The sequence below is a fragment of the Pseudomonas nitroreducens TX1 genome (assembly GCF_000313755.1).
GTDB classification, from domain to species: Bacteria; Pseudomonadota; Gammaproteobacteria; order Pseudomonadales; family Pseudomonadaceae; genus Pseudomonas; species Pseudomonas nitroreducens_A.
In genome coordinates, this window is sequence record NZ_AMZB01000136.1 from 163,586 (window position 1) to 184,420 (window position 20,835).

18 protein-coding genes and 1 riboswitch are annotated in these 20,835 nt (G+C 67.5%); of the genes, 15 read left to right on the forward strand and 3 right to left on the reverse strand.

Translation table 11 applies throughout. The features are described from left to right. Nucleotides 1-99 precede the first annotated feature (99 nt). The 13 genes from C167_RS0128435 (at nucleotide 100) to C167_RS0128495 (ending at nucleotide 13,609) form a co-directional block, all read left to right on the forward strand. Nucleotides 100-1,044, forward strand: a complete 945-nt coding sequence (locus C167_RS0128435; protein ID WP_017521725.1) for a 4-hydroxyproline epimerase — start codon at nucleotides 100-102, stop codon at nucleotides 1,042-1,044. Next, entirely contained in the window at nucleotides 1,041-2,153 is a 1,113-nt protein-coding gene (locus C167_RS0128440; RefSeq protein WP_017521726.1) for an NAD(P)/FAD-dependent oxidoreductase, read from the forward strand. The genes C167_RS0128435 and C167_RS0128440 overlap by 4 nt, the downstream gene beginning before the upstream one ends. Continuing rightward, nucleotides 2,146-2,382: a 2Fe-2S iron-sulfur cluster-binding protein gene (locus C167_RS0128445; RefSeq protein WP_017521727.1), complete on the forward strand. Its 237-nt coding sequence runs from the start codon at nucleotides 2,146-2,148 to the stop codon at nucleotides 2,380-2,382. The genes C167_RS0128440 and C167_RS0128445 overlap by 8 nt, the downstream gene beginning before the upstream one ends. Further along, on the forward strand, nucleotides 2,379-3,650 hold the full coding sequence (locus C167_RS0128450) for an NAD(P)/FAD-dependent oxidoreductase (protein ID WP_017521728.1): 1,272 nt from the start codon (nucleotides 2,379-2,381) through the stop codon (nucleotides 3,648-3,650). The genes C167_RS0128445 and C167_RS0128450 overlap by 4 nt, the downstream gene beginning before the upstream one ends. Nucleotides 3,651-3,787: 137 nt before the next feature. Beyond that, nucleotides 3,788-4,567 (forward strand): AraC family transcriptional regulator, encoded by a 780-nt coding sequence (locus C167_RS0128455; RefSeq protein ID WP_017521729.1) that lies wholly within the window; start codon nucleotides 3,788-3,790, stop codon nucleotides 4,565-4,567. A 374-nt stretch (nucleotides 4,568-4,941) separates the two neighbouring features. Next, nucleotides 4,942-5,748: a transporter substrate-binding domain-containing protein gene (locus C167_RS0128460; protein WP_017521730.1), complete on the forward strand. Its 807-nt coding sequence runs from the start codon at nucleotides 4,942-4,944 to the stop codon at nucleotides 5,746-5,748. Nucleotides 5,749-5,818: 70 nt separating this feature from the next. Then, nucleotides 5,819-7,537: an aconitase X gene (locus C167_RS0128465; RefSeq protein ID WP_017521731.1), complete on the forward strand. Its 1,719-nt coding sequence runs from the start codon at nucleotides 5,819-5,821 to the stop codon at nucleotides 7,535-7,537. Then, nucleotides 7,537-8,202, forward strand: a complete 666-nt coding sequence (locus C167_RS0128470; RefSeq protein WP_017521732.1) for an amino acid ABC transporter permease — start codon at nucleotides 7,537-7,539, stop codon at nucleotides 8,200-8,202. The genes C167_RS0128465 and C167_RS0128470 overlap by 1 nt, the downstream gene beginning before the upstream one ends. A gap of 11 nt (nucleotides 8,203-8,213) precedes the next feature. Continuing rightward, nucleotides 8,214-8,864, forward strand: a complete 651-nt coding sequence (locus C167_RS0128475) for an amino acid ABC transporter permease (protein WP_017521733.1) — start codon at nucleotides 8,214-8,216, stop codon at nucleotides 8,862-8,864. Further along, nucleotides 8,857-9,579: an amino acid ABC transporter ATP-binding protein gene (locus C167_RS0128480; protein ID WP_017521734.1), complete on the forward strand. Its 723-nt coding sequence runs from the start codon at nucleotides 8,857-8,859 to the stop codon at nucleotides 9,577-9,579. Before C167_RS0128475 ends, C167_RS0128480 begins: the two co-directional genes overlap by 8 nt. Before the next feature lie 177 nt (nucleotides 9,580-9,756). Continuing rightward, complete coding sequence (locus tag C167_RS0128485; protein ID WP_017521735.1) at nucleotides 9,757-10,788, forward strand: trans-3-hydroxy-L-proline dehydratase; 1,032 nt, start codon at nucleotides 9,757-9,759, stop codon at nucleotides 10,786-10,788. 95 nt (nucleotides 10,789-10,883) lie between these two features. Beyond that, nucleotides 10,884-11,801 carry a dihydrodipicolinate synthase family protein gene (locus C167_RS0128490; protein ID WP_017521736.1) on the forward strand — a complete coding sequence of 306 codons (918 nt, stop codon included), beginning with the start codon at nucleotides 10,884-10,886 and terminating at the stop codon, nucleotides 11,799-11,801. 230 nt (nucleotides 11,802-12,031) lie between these two features. Beyond that, nucleotides 12,032-13,609: an aldehyde dehydrogenase (NADP(+)) gene (locus C167_RS0128495; RefSeq protein WP_017521737.1), complete on the forward strand. Its 1,578-nt coding sequence runs from the start codon at nucleotides 12,032-12,034 to the stop codon at nucleotides 13,607-13,609. Between the two features lie 176 nt (nucleotides 13,610-13,785). On the opposite strand, the gene C167_RS0128500 is transcribed toward C167_RS0128495, so the two are convergent. Beyond that, entirely contained in the window at nucleotides 13,786-14,790 is a 1,005-nt protein-coding gene (locus C167_RS0128500; protein WP_017521738.1) for an Ldh family oxidoreductase, read from the reverse strand. 246 nt (nucleotides 14,791-15,036) lie between these two features. Between C167_RS0128500 and dxs the strand changes: the two genes are divergently transcribed. Both dxs and C167_RS0128510 read left to right on the forward strand, forming a co-directional pair. Further along, entirely contained in the window at nucleotides 15,037-16,947 is a 1,911-nt protein-coding gene (dxs, locus tag C167_RS0128505; protein ID WP_017521739.1) for a 1-deoxy-D-xylulose-5-phosphate synthase, read from the forward strand. A gap of 28 nt (nucleotides 16,948-16,975) precedes the next feature. After that, nucleotides 16,976-17,172: riboswitch (cobalamin riboswitch) on the forward strand. Nucleotides 17,173-17,261: 89 nt separating this feature from the next. Beyond that, on the forward strand, nucleotides 17,262-19,118 hold the full coding sequence (locus C167_RS0128510) for a TonB-dependent receptor domain-containing protein (protein WP_017521740.1): 1,857 nt from the start codon (nucleotides 17,262-17,264) through the stop codon (nucleotides 19,116-19,118). A gap of 247 nt (nucleotides 19,119-19,365) precedes the next feature. Here C167_RS0128510 and C167_RS0128515 read toward each other — a convergent pair whose 3' ends face one another. Continuing rightward, entirely contained in the window at nucleotides 19,366-19,962 is a 597-nt protein-coding gene (locus C167_RS0128515) for an HAD family hydrolase (protein WP_017521741.1), read from the reverse strand. Continuing rightward, entirely contained in the window at nucleotides 19,959-20,828 is an 870-nt protein-coding gene (tesB, locus tag C167_RS0128520) for an acyl-CoA thioesterase II (protein WP_017521742.1), read from the reverse strand. Before tesB ends, C167_RS0128515 begins: the two co-directional genes overlap by 4 nt. Between the last annotated feature and the right edge of the window lie 7 nt (nucleotides 20,829-20,835).

The window sequence follows — 20,835 nt, forward strand, 5'->3', positions numbered from 1 at the left end:
CTGTGCCGATTTCATCATCGGCCCGGCGGAAAACCCTCAAGCCCCGATTCCCGACCCACGCCACCCTAGGGTCTACAACAAGACGCTTGAGGGGGCAGCATGAAACGCATCCAGGTTCTCGATTCCCACACCGGCGGTGAACCCACGCGCCTGGTGCTCGACGGCTTTCCCGACCTTGGCAGGGGCAGCATGGCCGAACGCCGCGCGCTGCTGGCCGAGCAGCACGACAGCTGGCGCGCCGCGACCGTGCTGGAACCACGCGGCAGCGACGTGCTGGTCGGCGCGCTGCTCTGCGAGCCGGTTGACCCGAGCGCCTGTGCCGGGGTGATCTTCTTCAACAACACCGGCTACCTGGGCATGTGCGGCCACGGCACCATCGGCCTGGTGGTCTCGCTGGCGCACCTGGGCCGCATCGGCCCGGGAACGCACAAGATCGAGACGCCGGTGGGCACCGTCGACGCAACCCTGCACGACGACCGCTCGGTGAGCGTGCGCAACGTGCCCGCCTACCGCTACCGCAAACAGGTACCGGTTGACGTACCCGGCTACGGCAGCGTGCGCGGCGACATCGCCTGGGGCGGCAACTGGTTCTTCCTGATTGCCGATCACGGCCTGCGTGTCGCCGGCGACAATCTCGATGAACTGACCGCCTACACGGTCGCCGTGCAGAAAGCGCTGGAAGACCAGGGCATCCGTGGCGAAAACGGCGGGCTGATCGACCACATCGAACTGTTCGCCGACGATCCCGACGCGGACAGCCGCAACTACGTGCTCTGCCCCGGCAAGGCCTACGACCGCTCGCCCTGCGGCACGGGCACCAGCGCCAAGCTGGCGTGCCTGGCCGCCGACGGCAAGCTCGCCGCCGGCGACATCTGGCGCCAGGCCAGCGTGATCGGCAGCCAGTTCGAGGGCCGCTTCGAGTGGCTCGGCGAGCCGGCCGAGGGGCGCATCATCCCGACCATCCGCGGCCGCGCCAACATCAGCGCCGAAGCCACCCTGCTGCTGGAAGAGGACGATCCCTTCGCCTGGGGCATCCGCCCGTGAGCGATGCCGACATCATCGTCATCGGCGCCGGCATAGTCGGCGCCGCCTGCGCCAATGCCCTCGCCCGGCGAGGGCTGGCCGTGCTCGTGCTGGACGCGCGCCTGCCCGGCGCCACCGCCGTCGGCATGGGCCACCTGCTGGTGCTCGACGACAACCCCGCCGAACTGGCGCTGAGCGACTACTCCCTGCAGCGCTGGCGCGAATGGGGCCACGGCATGCCCGCCGAATGCGCCTACCGCAGCAACGGCACGATGTGGCTGGCCGCCAACGACGAAGAGATGGCCGAAGCCGAACGCAAGTTCGCCGTACTGCGCGAGCACGGTGTCGCCTCGAAGCTGCTCAACGCTGCGGAGCTGCTGCGCGAAGAACCCGAGTTGCGCAATGACCTGCACGGCGGGTTGGAAATCACCGGCGACGGCATCCTCTACGCGCCGCGCGCCGCCGCCTGGCTGCTGGAATCGGCCCTCAAACCGATCCGCCAGCGTCAGGCAAAGGTCGTGGAAATCGATGAACCCCGCGTGCGCCTGGAAGGCGGCCAGTGGCTGAGCGCCAAGGCCATCGTCCTGGCCAACGGCATCCAGGCAGGCGAGTTGTGCCCCGGCCTGCCCATCGAGCCGAAGAAGGGTCATCTGCTCATCACCGACCGCTACCCCGGCAAGGTGCGCCGCACCCTGGTCGAGCTCGGCTACGTCACCAGCGCACACAACGCCAGCGGCCCCTCGGTGGCCTGCAATATCCAGCCGCGCCCGACCGGGCAGCTGTTCATCGGCGCCTCGCGGCAGTTCGGCACCACCGACCCGCAAGTGGAAGGCTGGATGCTGGCGAAGATGTTGCGCCGCGCCGTGGACTACATGCCGGGCCTCGCCAAGCTCAACGTGATCCGCAGTTGGGCCGGCTTTCGCGCCGCCAGTCCGGACGGCATGCCGCTGGTGGGCGAACACCCGCAGCGCCCCGGCCTGTGGTTGGCGGTCGGCCACGAGGGCCTCGGTGTGACCACTGCGCCGGGCACCGCCGACCTGCTCGCCGCGCAGCTGTGCGATGAGCCGCTGCCCTTGGTGGCCGAACCCTATTCCCCGAACCGATTCCTCGGAGCCAACGCCCATGCCTGAGCTGACTCTCGATGGCCGCCCGCTGCGCGTCGCCGCCGGCACCACGGTCGCCGCCGCGCTCGTCCTGGGTGGCGACGGCACCACGCGCACCTCGGTCAGCGGCCAGCGTCGCGCCCCGCTGTGCGGCATGGGTGTCTGCCAGGAATGCCGGGTGACCATCGACGGCCAGCGCCGCCTGGCCTGCCAGACCCTGTGCCGCGACGGCATGCAGGTGGAGACGCGTCCATGAGCGAAACGGCCGAGATCGTCGTCGTCGGCGCCGGGCCGGCGGGCCTGTCCGCCGCTCTCGCCGCCGCCCCCAGCGGCGCGAGCGTCGTCATCCTCGACGACAACCCGCTGCCGGGCGGGCAGATCTGGCGCGACGGCCCCAAGGCACACCTGCCGAGTGCCGCCATCGAGCTGCGCGAGCAGGTTGCCGCCTGCGCCAATATCAAGATTCACAGCGGCACGCGCGTGGTCGCGCTGGCCGGCGAGCGCAGCCTGCTGCTGGAAGACTTCGAGCGCGGCTGGCGGCTGGACTACCGCAAGCTGATCCTCTGCACCGGCGCCCGCGAGCTGCTGCTGCCCTTCCCCGGCTGGACGCTGCCCGGCGTCACTGGCGCGGGCGGCCTGCAGGCGCTGATCAAAGGCGGCGTGCCGGTGGATGGGCAGCACGTGGTGATCGCCGGCAGCGGCCCACTCCTGCTCGCCAGCGCTGCCACCGCCCGCGCCAACGGCGCGAAAATCCTGCGCATCGCCGAGCAGGCATCCTGGCGGGCGGTGGCACGTTTCGCCCTGAAGCTGCCGCGCTGGCCGAACAAGCTGTTGCAGTCGTTCAGCCTGTACGACCCGGCCTACCGTGCCGACAGCCATGTAGTCGCCGCGTTGGGGACCGATCACCTGGAAGGCGTGCGAATCAGCCAGGGCGGCAGGCTGAAGGAAATCGCCTGTGATCGGCTGGCTTGCGGCTTCGGTCTGATCCCCAACGTGCAGCTCGGCCAGGCACTGGGTTGCACGCTGGACGACGGTGCGATCCGCGTCGACGCCTGGCAGGCAAGCAGCCACGATGGCATCTACGCGGCGGGAGAATGCACCGGTTTCGGTGGCTCGGAGAAAGCCCTGGTGGAAGGCCGCATCGCCGGTCATGCCGCCGTGGGCGAGCACGACCGCGCTCGCGAACTCTGGTCGCAGCGCCAGCGCTGGCAAGGCTTCGCCAAGGCACTCGGGCGCGACTTCGCCCTCGACCCGCGCCTGAACCAGCTGGCGCAACCGGACACCCTGGTCTGCCGCTGCGAAGACGTGCCCTACTCGGCGCTGGCCGGCAAACCCGACTGGACTGCCGCCAAGCTCGCCAGCCGCTGTGGCATGGGCGCCTGCCAGGGCCGTGTATGTGGCGCGGCGGCGAAACAGCTGTTCGGCTGGCAACCGCCAACGCCGCGCCCGCCTTTCAGCCCGGCACGGGTGGAAACCCTGCTGCAGCTCGCCGAAGACGGAAATTCCGGCCGCGTCACCCCGTAGGGCGCATAACGCCTCTGGCGTTATCCGCCATCCTCCGCCGCGAAAGAGCAGAGACGGCGAATAAAGCGTTCCGCTTTATTCGCCCTACGAGTTGACAGCGCCCGACCATCTCGCCACTTTGCAGCGTACCTTCCGCCATGTTCCGACAGCCGACCCGCTTCCCGATGCACGACCTGATCCCCCAGGGCGCCCGCGACCTGGACAGCCTGCTGCAGACTTTCCGGCAGATAGCTCCGCTGCTCGATGCCATGCCCGGCGTGGTGTTCTTCATCAAGGACACGGCGGCGCGCTACGTATTGGTCAACCAGACCCTGGCGCGGCGCTGCGGCGTGAAGGACGCCCGCGAGTTGCTCGGGCGCACGGCCGAGGAGGTCTTCCCCTCGCGCTTCGGGCCGATCTACACCGAGCAGGACCGCCGCGTGCTGGAGACCGGCGGCCAGCTCAGCGACCAGCTGGAGCTGCACCTCTACCCAGGCCGCCAGCCGGGCTGGTGCCTGACCCACAAGCTGGCATTGCGTGATGCGGAAGGTGACGTCATCGGCATGGCGGGCATTTCCAGCGACCTGCAGGCGGCGCAGTCCACGCATCCGGCGTACCAGCGCCTGGCGACGGTGGACGCCTATATCCGCGAGCACTTCGACAAGCCGATCAATCTCGCCGAGCTGACCGAGTTGGCCGGGCTGTCCGTCGCGCAACTGGAACGTCACTGCAAGCGCATCTTCCAGCTCACCCCGCGGCAGATGATCCACAAGGCGCGCCTGGGCGCGGCCACCCGGCTGCTCGGCGAAGACCTGCCGATCACCGAGATCGCCCTGCGCTGCGGCTACACCGACCACAGCGCCTTCAGCCGGCAGTTCCGCGCACTCACCGGACTGTCGCCGACGCAGTACCGCGAGTCGCAATCCGCACCCAGCTGACTGGACACCCGTGGCGCATAACCCCTACGGAGTTATGCGCCGCCGGACCAGGCGCTGAGATGGCAGATAAAGCGTGCCGCTTTATGCGCCCTACGGGTCTGAGCCTCCTGCGAACCACCCCCACCCAACCTACGACACCCGAGTGCTCCCATAAGGGGCAACGAAACACGCGCCTGCTTCATTTGGTAACAGCGACCGGACCGCGCCTACAGTTGTTTCGGAAGGGGCCCTGCAACCAATCCCCCCAACGCCGGGCCCTGCGACCCATGAGTCACGTCCCGATGGTTTCTGGCACATGCCTTGCTCATGAAAATATCGTATACGAAATCCATAATACAAAAATCGCTGCACAACACTGACTCAGAGAGGCCCCCATGAAATTCTCCCGAATTGCGCTAGCCCTCACCGCTGTGTTCCTTGCCAGCCAAGCCCAGGCCGACAAGCTCGACGACATCATCGAATCCGGCAAGCTGCGCTGCGCCGTTACCCTGGACTTCCCGCCCATGGGCTCGCGCGATGCGCAGAACAACCCGGTCGGTTTCGACGTGGATTACTGCAACGACCTGGCGAAAGTCCTCGGTGTTACCGCCGAAGTCGTCGAGACGCCCTTCCCGGATCGTATTCCCGCGCTGGTTTCCGGCCGCGCCGACGTGATCGTCGCCTCCACCTCCGACACCCTGGAGCGCGCCAAGACGGTCGCCATGACCATCCCCTACTTCGCCTTCCAGATGGTGGTGCTGACCCGCGAGGACACCGGCATCACGAAATACGACGACCTCAAGGACCGCCCGGTGGGCAACACCAGCGGCACCTACGAGGCCATCGCCCTGGAGAAGGACGTGAAGAAATGGGCCGGCAAGGGCTCCTTCCGTGCCTACCAGAGCCAGAACGACACCATCCTCGCCGTCGCCCAGGGCCACATCGACGCCACGGTGGTCACCAACACCGTCGCCGCTTCCACCCTCAAGTCCGGCAAGTACAAGGGCCTGAAAGTCGTGGGTAACGCGCCCTACGTGATCGACTACGTGTCGCTGGCCGCCGCGCGCAACGAATACGGCCTGATCCATTACCTCAACCTCTTCGTCAACCAGCAGGTGCGCACCGGCCGCTACGCCGAGTTGTACGAGAAGTGGGTGGGCGGCACCCCGGTCGATCTCACCGTTCCCCACGTGTACTACTGACAGCGGGTGCGACATGTCTTCGATGCAGGCTTCAAGGGTGCAGGACTCACGCCTGACAGGGCGGGTCCTGATGGGGGGTAGCGCCGAAGGGGCACTACTGTCCGCCGACACCGGGCTGAGCTTCTGGGGAGGCGTCGAGCCTTTCACGGGCGAGGTCATCGACCGCCACCATCCGCTGTCGGGCAGCTTCCTGCCCGGCCGGGTGCTGGCGATTCCCAGCGGACGCGGCTCCTGCACCGGCAGCAGCGTGATGCTGGAGATACTGCTCAACGGCCACGCACCGGCAGCGCTGCTGCTGGCCGAGCCGGATGAAATCCTCACCCTCGGCGTGCTGGTGGCGCAGGCGTTGTTCGGCCGCTCCATCCCGGTGCTGTGCGTGGGGCGCGAGGGTTTCGAGCTGTTGTCCGCGGGCGGCTGGGCCCGCATCGAAGGCGATACCGTGACACTCACGGCCCAGCGCCCTGCCGATGGCTGGCAGGGCGTGATGGCCAGCGATGCCGGGCCGCTGCCGGAAGGCCTGGCGCTGAACGCGGGCGACCATGAGCTGCTCGATGGCAAGCACGGCAAGGCCGCCCAGGCCGCCATGCAGATCGTCCTGCGCATGGCCGCGCTGCAAGGTGCAAAGGATTTGCTCGACGTCGCCCAGGCGCACATCGATGGCTGCATCTATACCGGCCCCGCGAGCCTGCGCTTCGCCCGCCAACTGGCGGACTGGGGCGGCAGGGTGAAGGTGCCGACCACTCTCAATTCCATCTCCGTGGACCACCGCCGCTGGCGGGAGCTGGGCGTCGACAAGGCCTTCGGCGAGCCTGCTGCCGCGCTGGGCGACGCCTACATGGAGATGGGTGCGCAGATGAGCTACACCTGCGCGCCCTACCTGCTGGACAGCAGGCCGAGCCTCGGCGAACAGGTGGTCTGGGCCGAGTCCAACGCCGTGGTCTACGCCAACAGCGTGCTCGGCGCGCGCACCCTGAAATACCCGGACTACCTGGACATCTGCATCGCCCTCACCGGCCGCGCACCGAACGTCGGCAGCCACCGCGACGAAGGCCGGCTGGCCACGCTGCGCATCGATGTCGAGCTGCCGGCCGAGCACGACGAGTCGCTCTTCCCGCTGCTCGGCTACCACATCGGCGAGCTGTGCGGCTCACGCATCCCGGTGGTCGACGGCCTGCAGCCGCTGGCGCCGGACAGCGATGCGCTGAAAGCCTTCGGCGCGGCCTTCGCCACCACCTCCGCCGCACCGATGTTCCACATCGCCGGCATCACCCCGGAAGCGCCGGACACCGCCACCGCCCTGGGCGACCGGTCGCCGCAGCAACACCTGCGCGTCACCCCGGCGGACCTCATCGCCTCCTGGCGCGAGCTGGACCACGCCAGCGAACCCGGCGTGCAATTGGTGTCCCTGGGCAACCCGCATTTCTCCGCCAGCGAATGCGCGGAACTGGCCAAACTGGTTGCCGGGCGCCGCAAGCATCCGGACGTCGCACTGGTCATCACCCTGGGCCGCGCCGTGCAGGAAAAGGCCCGCGCCGCCGGCGACGTAAAGGTGCTGGAAGACTTCGGCGCGCAGCTGCTCAACGACACCTGCTGGTGCATGATCGGCGAGCCGGTGATCCCGCCGCAGTGCACCACGCTGATGACCAACTCGGCGAAGTACGCCCACTACGGTCCGGGCCTGGCCGGGCGGCAGGTGCATTTCGGCAGCCTCGCCGCCTGCGTAGAGGCGGCCTGCAGCGGACGCGGTGACGGTGGCGTGCCGCGCTGGCTGAGCGAGGGGGTACGCTGATGTTCAACTACAGCTTCCACTGGCGCTCGGCGTTCAAGGCCCTGCCGGACATGCTCGGCGGCGCCTGGGTGACCCTGGAAACCGCCGCGCTGTCGATGATCCTCGGCGTGCTCATCGCGCTGCTGCTGACCGTCATGCGGCAGATGAAGAATCCATTGCTGAAGGGCTTCGCCGACACCTGGGTATCGATTGCCCGCAACACCCCGTCGCTGTTCCAGATCTACATCCTGTACTTCGGCCTGGGTTCCTTCGGCCTGCACGTCAGCTCCTGGGTGGCGCTGCTGGCGGGGATCACCTTCAACAACGCCGGCTACCTCGCGGAGAATTTCCGCGGCGGCCTCAAGGCCGTTCCGGACACCCAGATGCGCGCCGCGCGCTCGCTGGGCATGAGCGCCTTCCAGGCGTACCGGATGATCATCGTTCCGCAACTGCTGCGCATCGTCTATTACCCGCTGACGAACCAGATGGTCTGGGCGGTGCTGATGACCTCGCTGGGCGTGGTGGTGGGCCTGAACAACGACCTCACCGGCGTGACCCAGGACTTCAACGTGCGCACCTTCCGCACCTTCGAGTACTTCGCCCTGGCCGCGGTGCTCTATTACCTCATCGCCAAGGTCATCGTGGCGGTCGCCCGCCTGCTGAGCTGGCGACTGTTCCGCTACTAGGAGAAGCACGCATGTTTTCCACGAGCTTCACCGCAAACGACCTGCTGTTCCTGCTGCAGGGGGCCTGGGTCACCGTCAAGCTGACCGTCGGCGCCATGCTCATCGGCACCCTCGCCGGCATCGTGCTCGGCTGGCTGCGCGCCACCCTGCCGCGCGCCACCATGCCGGTCGGCTGGTTCCTCGACATCTTCAGAAGCGTGCCGCTGCTGATCCAGTTCGTGCTGTTCAACTCGCTGAAAAGCATCGTCGGCCTGAACTGGAGCGCCTTCACCGTCGGCTGCCTGGTACTGGGCGTGTACGCGGCGGCGTTCTGCACCGAGATCATCCGCAGCGGCATCCTCGCCGTCGGCCCGAACATCCGCCGGGCGAGCCGCTCGCTGGGCCTGACCTACTGGCAGGACCTGCGCTACATCGTGCTGCCGCTGGCCGCGCGCGTGGCCTTCCCCGGCTGGCTGAACCTGGTGCTGGGGGTGATGAAGGACACCGCGCTGGTCATGTGGATCGGCATCGTCGAACTGCTCCGCGCCTCGCAGACCATCGTGACGCGCATCCAGGAACCCCTGCTGGTGCTGTGCATCGCCGGGGTCATCTATTACCTCATGAGTTGGGTCGTGGCGCGCCTCGGCGCCCGGCTGGAACAAAGGTGGCAGGAAAATGATTGAAATCGACAACGTGCACAAAGCCTACGGCGATCTCGAAGTGGTCAAGGGCGTGAGCCTGACCGTGAAGAAGGGCGAAGTGGTCTCGATCATCGGCGGCTCGGGCTCGGGCAAGTCCACCCTGCTGATGTGCATCAACGGCCTGGAGCCGATCCAGCGCGGCAAGATCCGCGTCGACGGCATCGAGGTCCACGCCAGGACCACCGACCTGAACAAGCTGCGGCAGAAGATCGGCATCGTCTTCCAGCAGTGGAACGCCTTCCCGCACCTCACCGTGCTGGAGAACGTCATGCTCGCCCCGCGCAAGGTGCTGGGCCTGTCCAAGGAAGAAGCCGAGGCGATGGCGGTGAAGCAGCTCAAGCACGTCGGCCTGGGCGACAAGCTCAAGGTATTTCCGCAGAAGCTCTCCGGCGGGCAGCAGCAGCGCATGGCGATTGCCCGCGCGCTGGCCATGTCGCCGGACTACATGCTGTTCGACGAAGCCACCTCGGCGCTCGACCCGCAGCTGGTGGGCGAGGTGCTCGACACCATGCGCCTGCTCGCCGAAGAGGGCATGACCATGGTGCTGGTGACCCACGAAATCCGCTTCGCGCGCGATGTGTCCGACCGCGTGGCGTTCTTCCGCGAGGGGCTGGTGCATGAGATCGGCACGCCGGAGCAGGTGATCGGCAACCCGCAGCGGGCAGAGACCGCGGAGTTCCTGAGGTCGGTGAACTAGGCCGTTGATGAACTAGAGACAAGAGCCCCTCTCCCTAACCCTCTCCCGCATGCGGGAGAGGGGACTGAACGGAGCAGGTTGATGCCTTGGCGTCAGCCGGCACGGACGGCTCCCTCTCCCTTCAGGGAGAGGGCTGGGGAGAGGGAAAACGGGCCGCCAGAGAATCAGGAGAGAGCAATGCGTTCAAGCAAGATCATCCACGTCGTCAGCTGCCACGCCGAAGGGGAAGTCGGCGACGTCATCGTCGGCGGCGTCGCCCCGCCACCGGGCGACACCGTGTGGGCACAGTCGCGCTTCATCGCCAGCGACAACGTGCTGCGCAACTTCGTCCTCAACGAACCGCGCGGCGGCGTGTTCCGCCATGTGAACCTGCTGGTTCCGCCGAAGGACCCGCGCGCGCAGATGGCCTGGATCATCATGGAGCCGGCCGACGTGCCGCCCATGTCCGGCTCCAACTCGTTGTGCGTCAGCACCGTGCTGCTCGACAGCGGCATCCTGCCGATGCAGGAACCGCAGACCCGCCTGACCCTGGAAGCGCCGGGCGGCCTGATCGAAGCCGTGGCCGACTGCAAGGACGGCAAGGTGCAGCGTGTGGAAGTGCGCAACCTGCCCTCCTTCGCCGACAAGCTCGACGCCTGGATCGAGGTGGAAGGCCTGGGTTCGCTGCAGGTGGATACCGCTTACGGCGGCGACAGTTTCGTGCTCGCCGACGCCCATGCCCTCGGTTTCACCCTGCATGCCTCGGAAGCCGCCGACCTGGTCGCCACCGGCCTGAAGATCACCCAGGCGGCGAACCAGCAACTGGGCTTCAAGCATCCGGAGAACCACGACTGGGCGCACATCTCCTTCTGCCAGCTGACCGCTCCGGTGGAGCGCGTTGACGGGGTACTGCACGGCCGCAACGCGGTGGTCATCCGCCCCGGCAAGATCGACCGTTCGCCCTGCGGCACCGGCTGCTCGGCGCGCATGGCGGTGCTGCATGCAAAGGGCCAGCTGAAGGACGGCGAGCGCTTCGTCGGCCATTCGATCATCGATTCCAAGTTCCACTGTCGCATCGACGGGCTCACCCAAGTCGGCGACAAGGCGGCGATCCACCCGCGCATTTCCGGTCGGGCCTGGATCACCGGCACCCACCAGCACCTGCTCGACCCGAGCGATCCGTGGCCCGAAGGCTACCGGCTCTCGGATACCTGGCCGAACGGTTACTGAATTCCCCCTGCAACCCTGATTCGCCGCGTAGCGGCACCCGACGACGAAACTTCCTCAAGAAGCTTCGTATACGAAATACGACAATGGAGACAACCATGAGCAAGAAGGTCAATTGGAGTGGCGTGTTCCCCGCGGTGACCACTCAATTCAACGACGATTATTCGGTCAACCTGGAAGCCACCCACCAGGTGATCTCCAACCTGGTGCGCGACGGCGTCTCGGGCCTGGTGGTCTGCGGCAGCGTGGGCGAGAACACCTCGCTGTCCATCGAGGAGAAGATGGCCGTCACCGAAGTCGCCAAGGACGCCTCCGGCGGTCGCGTACCGGTGATCTGCGGCATCGCGGAGTTCACCAGCCACGGTGCCTCCCAGGTAGCCAAGGCGGTGCAGAAGGTCGGCGTCGACGGCATCATGGTGATGCCCGCGCTGGTCTACTCCTCCAAGCCGCACGAGACGGCGGCGCACTTCCGCAGCGTGGCCACCAGCACCGACCTGCCGGTGATGGTCTACAACAACCCGCCGATCTACAAGAACGACGTCACCCCGGACATCCTCATCTCCCTGGCCGACTGCGAGAACATCGTCTGCTTCAAGGACAGCTCCGGCGACACCCGCCGCTTCATCGACGTACGCAATGAAGTGGGCAACCGCTTCATCCTCTTCGCCGGCCTCGATGACGTCGTGCTGGAAAGCATCGCGGTGGGCGCCGAGGGCTGGATTTCCGGGATGTCCAACGTCTTCCCCCAGGAAGGCGAAACCATCTTCCGCCTGTGCAAGGCCGGCCGTTATGAAGAGGCCATGCCGATCTACGAATGGCTGATGCCGATTCTCCACCTCGACGCCCGCCCGGACCTGGTGCAATGCATCAAGCTGTGCGAGGAGATCGCTGGCCGCGGCACCGCCCTCACCCGCCCGCCGCGCCTGGCGCTGCAGGGGGCTGATCGAGAGCACGTGGAGACGATCATGGCCAAGGCGCTGGCCAATCGGCCGAAGCTGCCGGAGGTGGGGCTTTGAGCCGCGTTGTATCGAGTGCCCGGGGCAACCCTCTCCCCCGCCCTCTCCCTGAAGGGAGAGGGAGTGTCCGAGCGAAATGAAGGTCCACTGCTCTCCTGACGCATTGGCTGCGGGAGAAGGACGCCGCGACGCATCGCGCCGGACCAGTCCCCTCTCCCTTCAGGGAGAGGGTTAGGGAGAGGGGCCTTTGCTCCCGCACAAAGCCCACCGGAGACTATGGAACACATCCCATGACCGCCCAGAACTTCATCGCCGGCCAGCGCGTCGGCTCCGGCACCCTCCGCCTGCAGAGCCTCGACGCCAGCACCGGCGAAGCCTTGCCCCGTGAATTCCTCCAGGCCACCGATGCCGAAGTGGACGCCGCCGCGCGCGCCGCCGAAGCCGCCTTCCCGGCCTACAACGCGCTGCCGCCAGAGCGCCGCGCACAGTTCCTCGATGCCATCGCCAGCGAACTCGAAGCCCTCGGTGACGACTTCATCGCCACCGTCTGCCGCGAGACCGCGCTGCCCGCCGCCCGTATCCAGGGCGAACGGAGCCGCACCGCGAACCAGATGCGCCTGTTCGCCAAGGTCCTGCGCCGGGGCGACTTCCTCGGTGCGCGCATCGACCGCGCGCTGCCCGAGCGCCAACCACTGCCACGCCCGGACCTGCGCCAGTACCGCACCGGCGTCGGCCCGGTGGCCGTGTTCGGCGCCAGCAACTTCCCGCTGGCCTTCTCCACCGCCGGTGGCGACACTGCCGCGGCCCTGGCCGCCGGCTGCCCGGTGGTGGTTAAAGCCCACAGCGGCCATATGGCGACCGCCGAGTTGGTCGGCGAAGCCATCATCCGCGCCGCCGAATCCACCGGCATGCCCGCCGGCGTGTTCAACATGATCTACGGCGTCGGCGTCGGCGAGCCGCTGGTGAAGCACCCGGCGATCCAGGCGGTCGGCTTCACCGGCTCGCTCAAGGGCGGCCGCGCACTGTGCGATCTCGCCGCCGCGCGCCCGCAGCCGATCCCGGTCTTCGCCGAGATGAGCAGCATCAACCCGGTTCTGGTCCTGCCCGCCGCCCTGCAAGCACGCGGCGAGAACGTCGCCCGCGAGCTGGTCGATTCCGTGGTGATGGGCTGTGGCCAGTTCTGCACCAACCCCGGCCTGGTGATCGGCATTGCCTCGCCGGCCTTCAGCCTGTTCGTCGCCCACCTGATCGCCGAGATCGGCCAGCGCCCGGCGCAGACCATGCTCAACGCCGGCACACTCAAGAGCTACGAAAAGGGCATCGCCCGCCTACTCGCCCACCCCGCCGTGCGCCACCTCGCCGGCCAATCGCAGGAGGGCAGCCAGGCTCTGCCACAGCTGTTCCAGGCTGGAGCCGAACTGCTGGTGGAAGGCGAGGAATTGCTGCAGGAAGAAGTCTTCGGCCCGACCACCATCGTCGTCGAAGTGGCCGATGAGGCCGAACTGCACCGCGCGCTGGACGGCCTGCACGGCCAGCTCACCGCCACGCTGATCGCCGAAGCCGCGGACCTGTCGCACTTCGCCGCGCTGGTGCCGGTGCTGGAGCGCAAGGCCGGTCGCCTGCTGATCAATGGCTACCCCACCGGGGTGGAAGTCTGCGACGCCATGGTCCACGGCGGCCCGTACCCGGCGACCTCCGACGCACGCGGCACCTCCGTCGGTAGCCTGGCCATCGACCGCTTCCTCCGCCCGGTGTGTTACCAGAACTATCCCGACGCGCTGCTGCCCGATGCGCTGAAGGACGCCAATCCGCTGGGTATCGCGCGGCTGGTGGATGGCGAGACGACGCGCAACGCGGTGACTCGCTGAAGGGTTCGTCGGCGCGGGAGTGAACTGTCGGCCAGTCCCGCGCCGCTGCTCGGCCCCGGCCTTGCGCCGGGGCTTTTTTATGCGCCGCTTTTCGTAGGAGCGAGCTTGTTCGCGAACCGCCCCAGCAGCGGAGCCAAGCTGTTCGCGAGCAAGCTCGCTCCTACAGGGAAAATCCCTTATGCCAGCAAAGCGCGCAAATCGGCATACAGCGAATCGCTGATCTCCACGCCCTCTTTCAGACTGCGTTCGCGCACCGTGAAACGCCGCTGGGACGGCAGACGCGCGCCCATGTCGAGGATGGACTCGAACAGCTTCTCCGCCCGCGCCAGGTGCTGCGGGGCTTCTGCGCCAAGGAAGCGCGCCGGATCGATGGCGATCAGCAGTTCGCCGTGATACGGCGAAGACTTCGTCCCGGCGTCGAACACCGTGGACTCGGCACTGGTCAGGTCGCCAATCAGCGGGCCGGCAATCAGTTCGACCATGGTCGCCAGCGCCGAGCCCTTGTGACCGCCGAAGGTCAGCATGGCGCCCTCGAGCACCGCCCCCGGGTCAGTGCTGGGGTTGCCCTGGGCATCAATGCCCCAGCCCAGCGGAATCGCCTTGCCCTCGCGCTCATGCAGCTGGATTTCCCCGCGCGCGACCACCGTGGTGGCAAAGTCGAAGACGTAGGGGTTCTGCCCCACACGCGGCCAGCCAAAAGCGATGGGATTGGTGCCGAACAGCGGCCGCGTGCCGCCCGCTGGCGCCACGTAGGCTTGGGCCGGCGTAACGGCCAGGGCTACCAGGCCATGGGCGACGATCCGCTCGATCTCCACCCACAGCGCGGAAAAGTGCACGCAATGGTTGACCGCCATCGCAGCGATGCCCTGGCTGCGCGCCTTCTCGACCAGTGTCGGCAGCCCGAGATCGAACGCGCACTGCGAGAAACCGCCCTTGGCGTCCACCCGCACCAGCGCCGGGGCCGGTTCCGACAGCTCCGGCACGGCATCGAGCGAAACCTTGCCGGCGCGCGCCGTGTGGATGCAGCCAAGCAGCCGCCACACCCCGTGGGAGGTGCAGCCATCACGCTCGCCGGCCAACACCGTCGCGGTCACGCCCTGCACGTGGGGCTCACTGAAACCGTTGCGACGCAGGATCGCTTCGGACAGTTCGCGCAGTTCTTCCAGGCTCAGTCGGGTCACGCCATCCTCCTCGGTTGCTACAAAAGACTGCGGCAATCCGCCGCCGGTCGGTGATCGTGTCTACAGTGGATGCTCGCGCCAAGGCCCGCTTGCGTGCAATCGTCGGCAGCGACGACGATTTCGGCACAGCCTGCCGTACCATTTCCGACCATCCGGTCGTCCGAAGGATTGGCCCCACGTTGCTTGGGGCATTCCGGCGCATCAGGTAAACTTCCGCATCTTTGCCTTCTCATAACGATCAGCCTGATGCCCACGACGTTTCACGAGATTCCCCGCGAGCGCCCTGCCACGCCCCTGCTTGACCGCGCCAGCACGCCGGTCGAGCTGCGCCGGCTGGGCGAAGCGGAGCTGCTGACCCTCGCTGACGAACTGCGCCAGTACCTGCTGTACAGCGTGGGCCAGACCGGTGGCCATTTCGGCGCGGGCCTGGGCGTCATCGAACTGACGATCGCCCTGCACTACGTCTTCGACACGCCTGACGACCGCCTGGTGTGGGACGTCGGCCACCAGGCCTACCCGCACAAGATCCTCACCGGTCGCCGCGAGCGCATGGGCAGCCTGCGCCAGAAGGATGGCCTGGCCGCCTTCCCGCGCCGCTCGGAGAGCGAGTACGACACCTTCGGCGTCGGCCACTCCAGCACCTCCATCAGTGCCGCCCTCGGCATGGCCATTGCTGCGCGCATGCAGGGCTCCAGTCGCAAGTCAGTGGCGGTGATCGGCGACGGCGCGTTGACCGCCGGCATGGCCTTCGAGGCGCTCAACCACGCGTCGGAGGTCAAGGCCGACATGCTGGTGATCCTCAACGACAACGACATGTCGATCTCCAACAACGTCGGCGGCCTGTCCAACTACCTGGCCAAGATCCTCTCCAGCCGCACCTACAGCAGCATGCGCGAAGGCAGCAAGAAGGTGCTATCGCGCCTGCCCGGCGCCTGGGAGATCGCCCGCCGCACCGAGGAGTACGCCAAGGGCATGCTGGTCCCCGGCACGCTCTTCGAGGAACTGGGCTGGAACTACATCGGCCCCATCGACGGCCACGACCTGCCGACCCTGATCGCCACCCTGCGCAACATGCGTGACCTCAAGGGCCCGCAGTTCCTACACGTGGTGACCAAGAAGGGCAAGGGCTTCGGCCCGGCCGAGATCGACCCCATCGGCTACCACGCCATCACCAAGCTGGAACCCGAGGGCGCCCCCGCCCACGCTGTGCCGAAGAAGGCCGGCGGGCCGAAGTACTCCAGCGTGTTCGGCCAGTGGCTGTGCGACATGGCGGCGCAAGACCCGCGCCTGGTCGGTATCACCCCGGCGATGAAGGAAGGCTCCGACCTGGTGGCCTTCGCCGACAGGTTCCCGGAGCGCTATTTCGACGTCGCCATCGCCGAGCAACACGCCGTGACCCTGGCGGCCGGCATGGCCTGCGACGGCGCCAAGCCGGTGGTGGCGATCTATTCCACCTTCCTGCAGCGCGGCTACGACCAGTTGATCCACGACGTCGCGGTGCAGAACCTCGACGTGTTGTTCGCCATCGACCGCGCGGGCCTGGTGGGCGAAGACGGCCCGACCCACGCCGGCAGCTTCGACCTCTCCTACCTGCGCTGCATCCCCGGCATGCTGGTGATGACGCCCAGCGACGAAAACGAACTGCGCAAACTGCTCACCACCGGCCATCACTTCGAAGGCCCGGCGGCAGTGCGCTATCCGCGCGGCACCGGCCCCAACGCCACCATCGAGGCAGCCCTGGAACCGGTCGAGATCGGCAAGGGCGTGGTGCGCCGCGAAGGCAAGGCCGGCAAGGTCGCCTTCCTGGTGTTCGGCGTGCAGCTGGCCGAGGCACTGAAAGTGGCCGAGCAGTTCGACGCCACCGTAGCCGACATGCGCTTCGTCAAGCCGCTGGACGAGGAACTGGTGCGCCGGCTCGCCGCCAGCCACGAGTTGCTGGTGACCGTCGAGGAAAACTCGGTGATGGGTGGCGCGGGCGCCGCCGTCAGCGAATTCCTCGCCCGCGAGAATATCCAGCAGCCGATCCTGCACCTGGGCCTGCCGGACTACTACGTCGAGCACGCCAAACCGGCGCAGATGCTCGCGGAGTGCGGGCTGGACGCCACCGGCATCGAGGCCGCGGTGAAGGCGCGCCTGGAAGCGCTCGGCAGCCGCTGAGCGCATCCCTCGCACTGAGTATTGCCAGTCACCGGCGCACCCTCTAAGGTGCGCCGGTTTTCGTTCGAGGTAACGGGAAGCAGGTGAAAGACCTGCGCTGCCCCCGCAACGGTAACCGACGCGCCCCTGATGGAGCGCAGCATCGCCATCCGCCACTGCTTAACGCGGGAAGGCGGCGATGTGATGTCGGCAGCCCGGAGACCGCCCTCGACACGCCCCGACAGGTGTTGCGGAGGGCCGCACCGTCAAGTGCGGTGCGTCCGCCCTTGCCACGCCCTCCTCGAAAGTCATCCGACCACTTTTGAGGACGTTCCATGAAACTGACCCGACTCGCCCTGGCCACCAGCCTGCTGCCCGGCCTGGCCTTCGCCGCCGACGACATCTACCGGCTCTCCGACCAGGTGATCACCTCCGCACGCCAGGCCCAGCCGCGCGCCGAAGCCACCTCGGCCAACAGCGTGTTCACCCGCGCCGACATCGAACGCCTGCAGGTACGCAGCGTCCCCGCCCTGCTCGCCCGCGTACCCGGCGTGCAGATGGGCAGCTCCGGCGGCGTGGTCTCCTACTCCGTGCGCGGCACCAGCACCGCGCAGACCCTGGTGCTGGTGGACGGCCAGCGTGTCGCCTCGGCCAGCAGCGGCATCGCCCGCCTGGACTACCTGAGCATCGACAGCATCGAACGCGTCGAAGTGACCCGTGGCCCGCGCTCCGCGCTGTACGGCGCCGACGCCATCGGCGGGGTCATCCAGATCTTCACCCGTCGCGGCGAAGCCGGCCTGCACCCGGAAGTACGCCTGGCCGCCGGCAGCCACGGCACCTTCGAACGCAGCCTGAATCTCTCCGGTGGCGACGAACAGACGCGCTACAACCTCGGCGCCAGCCTCGACGAGAGCCAGGGCTGGGACCGCACCAGCGACAACGTCGGCGCCGACAGCGACCACGACGCCCAGCGCAACAAGGCGGTACACCTGAACCTGGACCACCGCTTCAGCGAAGACTGGAAGGCCGGCCTGAACCTCAACGACCAGCGCGGCAAGAACGAATACGACGACGCCTACAACTTCGAACCGGGCTCGCCCCGCGACGAATTCCGCGTCAGCAGCTACAGCGCCTACCTCGACGGCCAGATCACCCACATGTGGAACAGCCGCCTGGAGCTGGGCCGCAGCTTCGACCGCAACAAGGCCGTGGGCGCCGCGGACAGCTGGAACAACGGCACCCTGGAAACCACCCGCCACTCGGCGAGCTGGATCAACCGCCTGCAACTGGACGACGCCAACCAGCTGGCCCTGGGCGCCGACTGGTACGAAGACAAGGTCGACGGCAGCACCGACTTCGCCGAGGACCAGCGCAGCAACCGCGCCTTCTTCGCCCAGCACAGTTTCAAGGGCGACGACTTCGGCACCGAACTGGGCATCCGCCACGACAACAACCAGGCCTACGGCAGCCAGAACAGCTGGAACGCCGCCTTCAGCCTGCCGGTCGGCGACAGCCAGACCTGGATCGCCAGCTATGGCGAAGGCTTCCGCGCGCCAACCTTCAGCGACCTCTACTACCCCGGCGCGAGCAACCCGGAGCTGAAGGCCGAGACCTCGAAAACCTACGAACTGCAATGGCGCGGCGACTTCTCCGGCACGCACCTGGAAGCCTCGCTGTACCGCACCGAGATCGATGACCTGATCGCCTGGGACAGCAGCAGCAACCAGCCGGAGAACATCAACAAGGTGCGCATCGACGGCTTCGAGGCCAGCGTCGCCCGCGAGGTACTGGGCTGGCAGGCCGCCCTCGGCCTGAGCCTGATCGACCCGCGCGACCGCGACACCGGCCACACCCTGCCTTACCGCGCGCGCCGCACGCTGAGCCTGGACCTCGACCGCCAGTTCGCCGCCTTCGGCGTCGGCGGCACCTGGCGCGCGGTCAGCCAGCGCTACGACGACGCGGCCAACACTCGCGAGCTGTCCGGCTATGGCGTTCTCGATTTGCGTACCAGCTGGCTGGCCAGCAGCGAGATTCGTTTCGACCTGAAGCTGGATAACGCCCTGGACCGCGACTACACCCTCGGCGACTACCTGCGCCCGACCAGCCCGATGGACTTCATGGGCGAAGCCCGGCCCTATCGCGAGCCGGGCCGCACCGCACTGCTGGCGGTGACCTGGACGCCGGAGCTATAAGGCGTCGCGCTTTTGTAGGATGGCGTGGAGCGAAGCGATACCCATCGCTCACTGCACTGGCAGCATGGGTATCGCCTAGGCTCCACCCATCCTACGTTCGAGGCTCCCTGGACCTGCAGCAGCGGTGTAAATGGCTGTTCGCGAGCAAGCTCGCTCCTACGAAGAGCAGCCCAGCAAACGCCGAAGCTTCAGCGTAGGCAATACCTGTAGGAGCGAGCTTGCTCGCGAACCCGCACGGCAGCAGGACTCAGAGTACCCCCGCCATCCGCCCCAGCTCCGCGCAATCGCGCGCATGCCAGTCGGTCAGCTCGGGCCAGGGGTTCTCTGGCAGATTCACCAGCGCACTGTGCGCCCCGGCGGCACGGGCGCAGTCGAGATCGAAGCGGTAATCGCCGACCATCAGCATCCGCTGCGGCGCCACGTCCCAGCGCGCGGCGAGGCGCAGCAGGCCATCCGGGCTGGGCTTGGGAGCGGCCTCGCCGCGGCCGAGGACATCTTCGGTCAGGAAGCAATCACCGATGCCGATGGCGGCCAGCGTGATCAGCGCCAGCTCATGGGCATTGCGTGTGAGAATGCCCAGTCGGTAGCCGGCGCCATGCAGCGCGCGCACCAGTTCCACGGCACCCGGCGCGGCGGTAGAGGCCACCGCCAGCTCGCGCTCGTGCTCCAGCAGCCAGGCATGCTTGGCCGCCGCCTCGTCCTCCGGCAGCGCGGCCAGGTGGCTGAGGATGTCGTGTTCCTGGGGGATCCCCAGCGCCCGCTTGATCGCCGGGAAGTCGTGCACCGCCAGGGTCAGGGTGCCGTCCATGTCGAACACCCAGTGGCGCACTTCACCCAGGGTCATGCCCAGTCCTCACGGCGACGGATCAGGCCTTCCTGGGTCGAGGACGCCACCAGCTGGCCGTCACGGTTGAAGATGCTGCCGCGCACGAAGCCGCGGCCGTTGCCAGCCCAGGGACTGTCGATGGCGTAAAGCAGCCACTCGTCCGCGCGCAGGTCGCGGTGGAACCACACGGAGTGGTCGATGGTGGCGACCTGCATGTCCTTCTGCCACACCGAGCGGCCGTGGGGCAGCAGCGAGGTGGTGAGGAAACCGAAGTCCGAGGCGTAGGCGAGGATGTACTTGTGCAGCGCCGGCACATCCGGCAGCTTGCCGTCGGCGCGCAGCCAGAGGTACTTGATCGGCTCGCCGACCACCGGGTCATAAGGGTCGTTCTGGGTGACCGGGCGGATTTCGATGGGCTTGGGGTACAGCAGCTTGTCGCGGATGCGCTCGGGGAACTGCTGGGCGCTGCGCTGCTTGAGTTCGAGGTCGGTCGGCAGGTTCTCCGGGCCGACCACGTCGGGCATGCTGATCTGGTGCTCGAAGCCTTCCTCGTCGGTCTGGAACGAGGTGCTCAGGGCAAAGATCGGCTGGCCCTTCTGGATCGCGGTGACGCGGCGGGTGCTGAAGGTGCCGCCGTCGCGCACGCGGTCGACCTGGTAGACGACCGGCTTGCTGGCATCGCCCGGTCGCAGGAAGTAGCCGTGCATCGAGTGCACGTGGCGCTCGGCTTCCACCGTCTGGCTGGCGGCCGACAGCGCCTGGCCGAGCACCTGCCCGCCATACAGCTGGCGGAACCCGAGGTCCTGGCTCATGCCGCGGAACAGGTTCTCTTCGATCTGCTCCAGGCTCAGCAGAGCCACCAGGTTGTCCAGGATCTGGGTCATGCGCGTT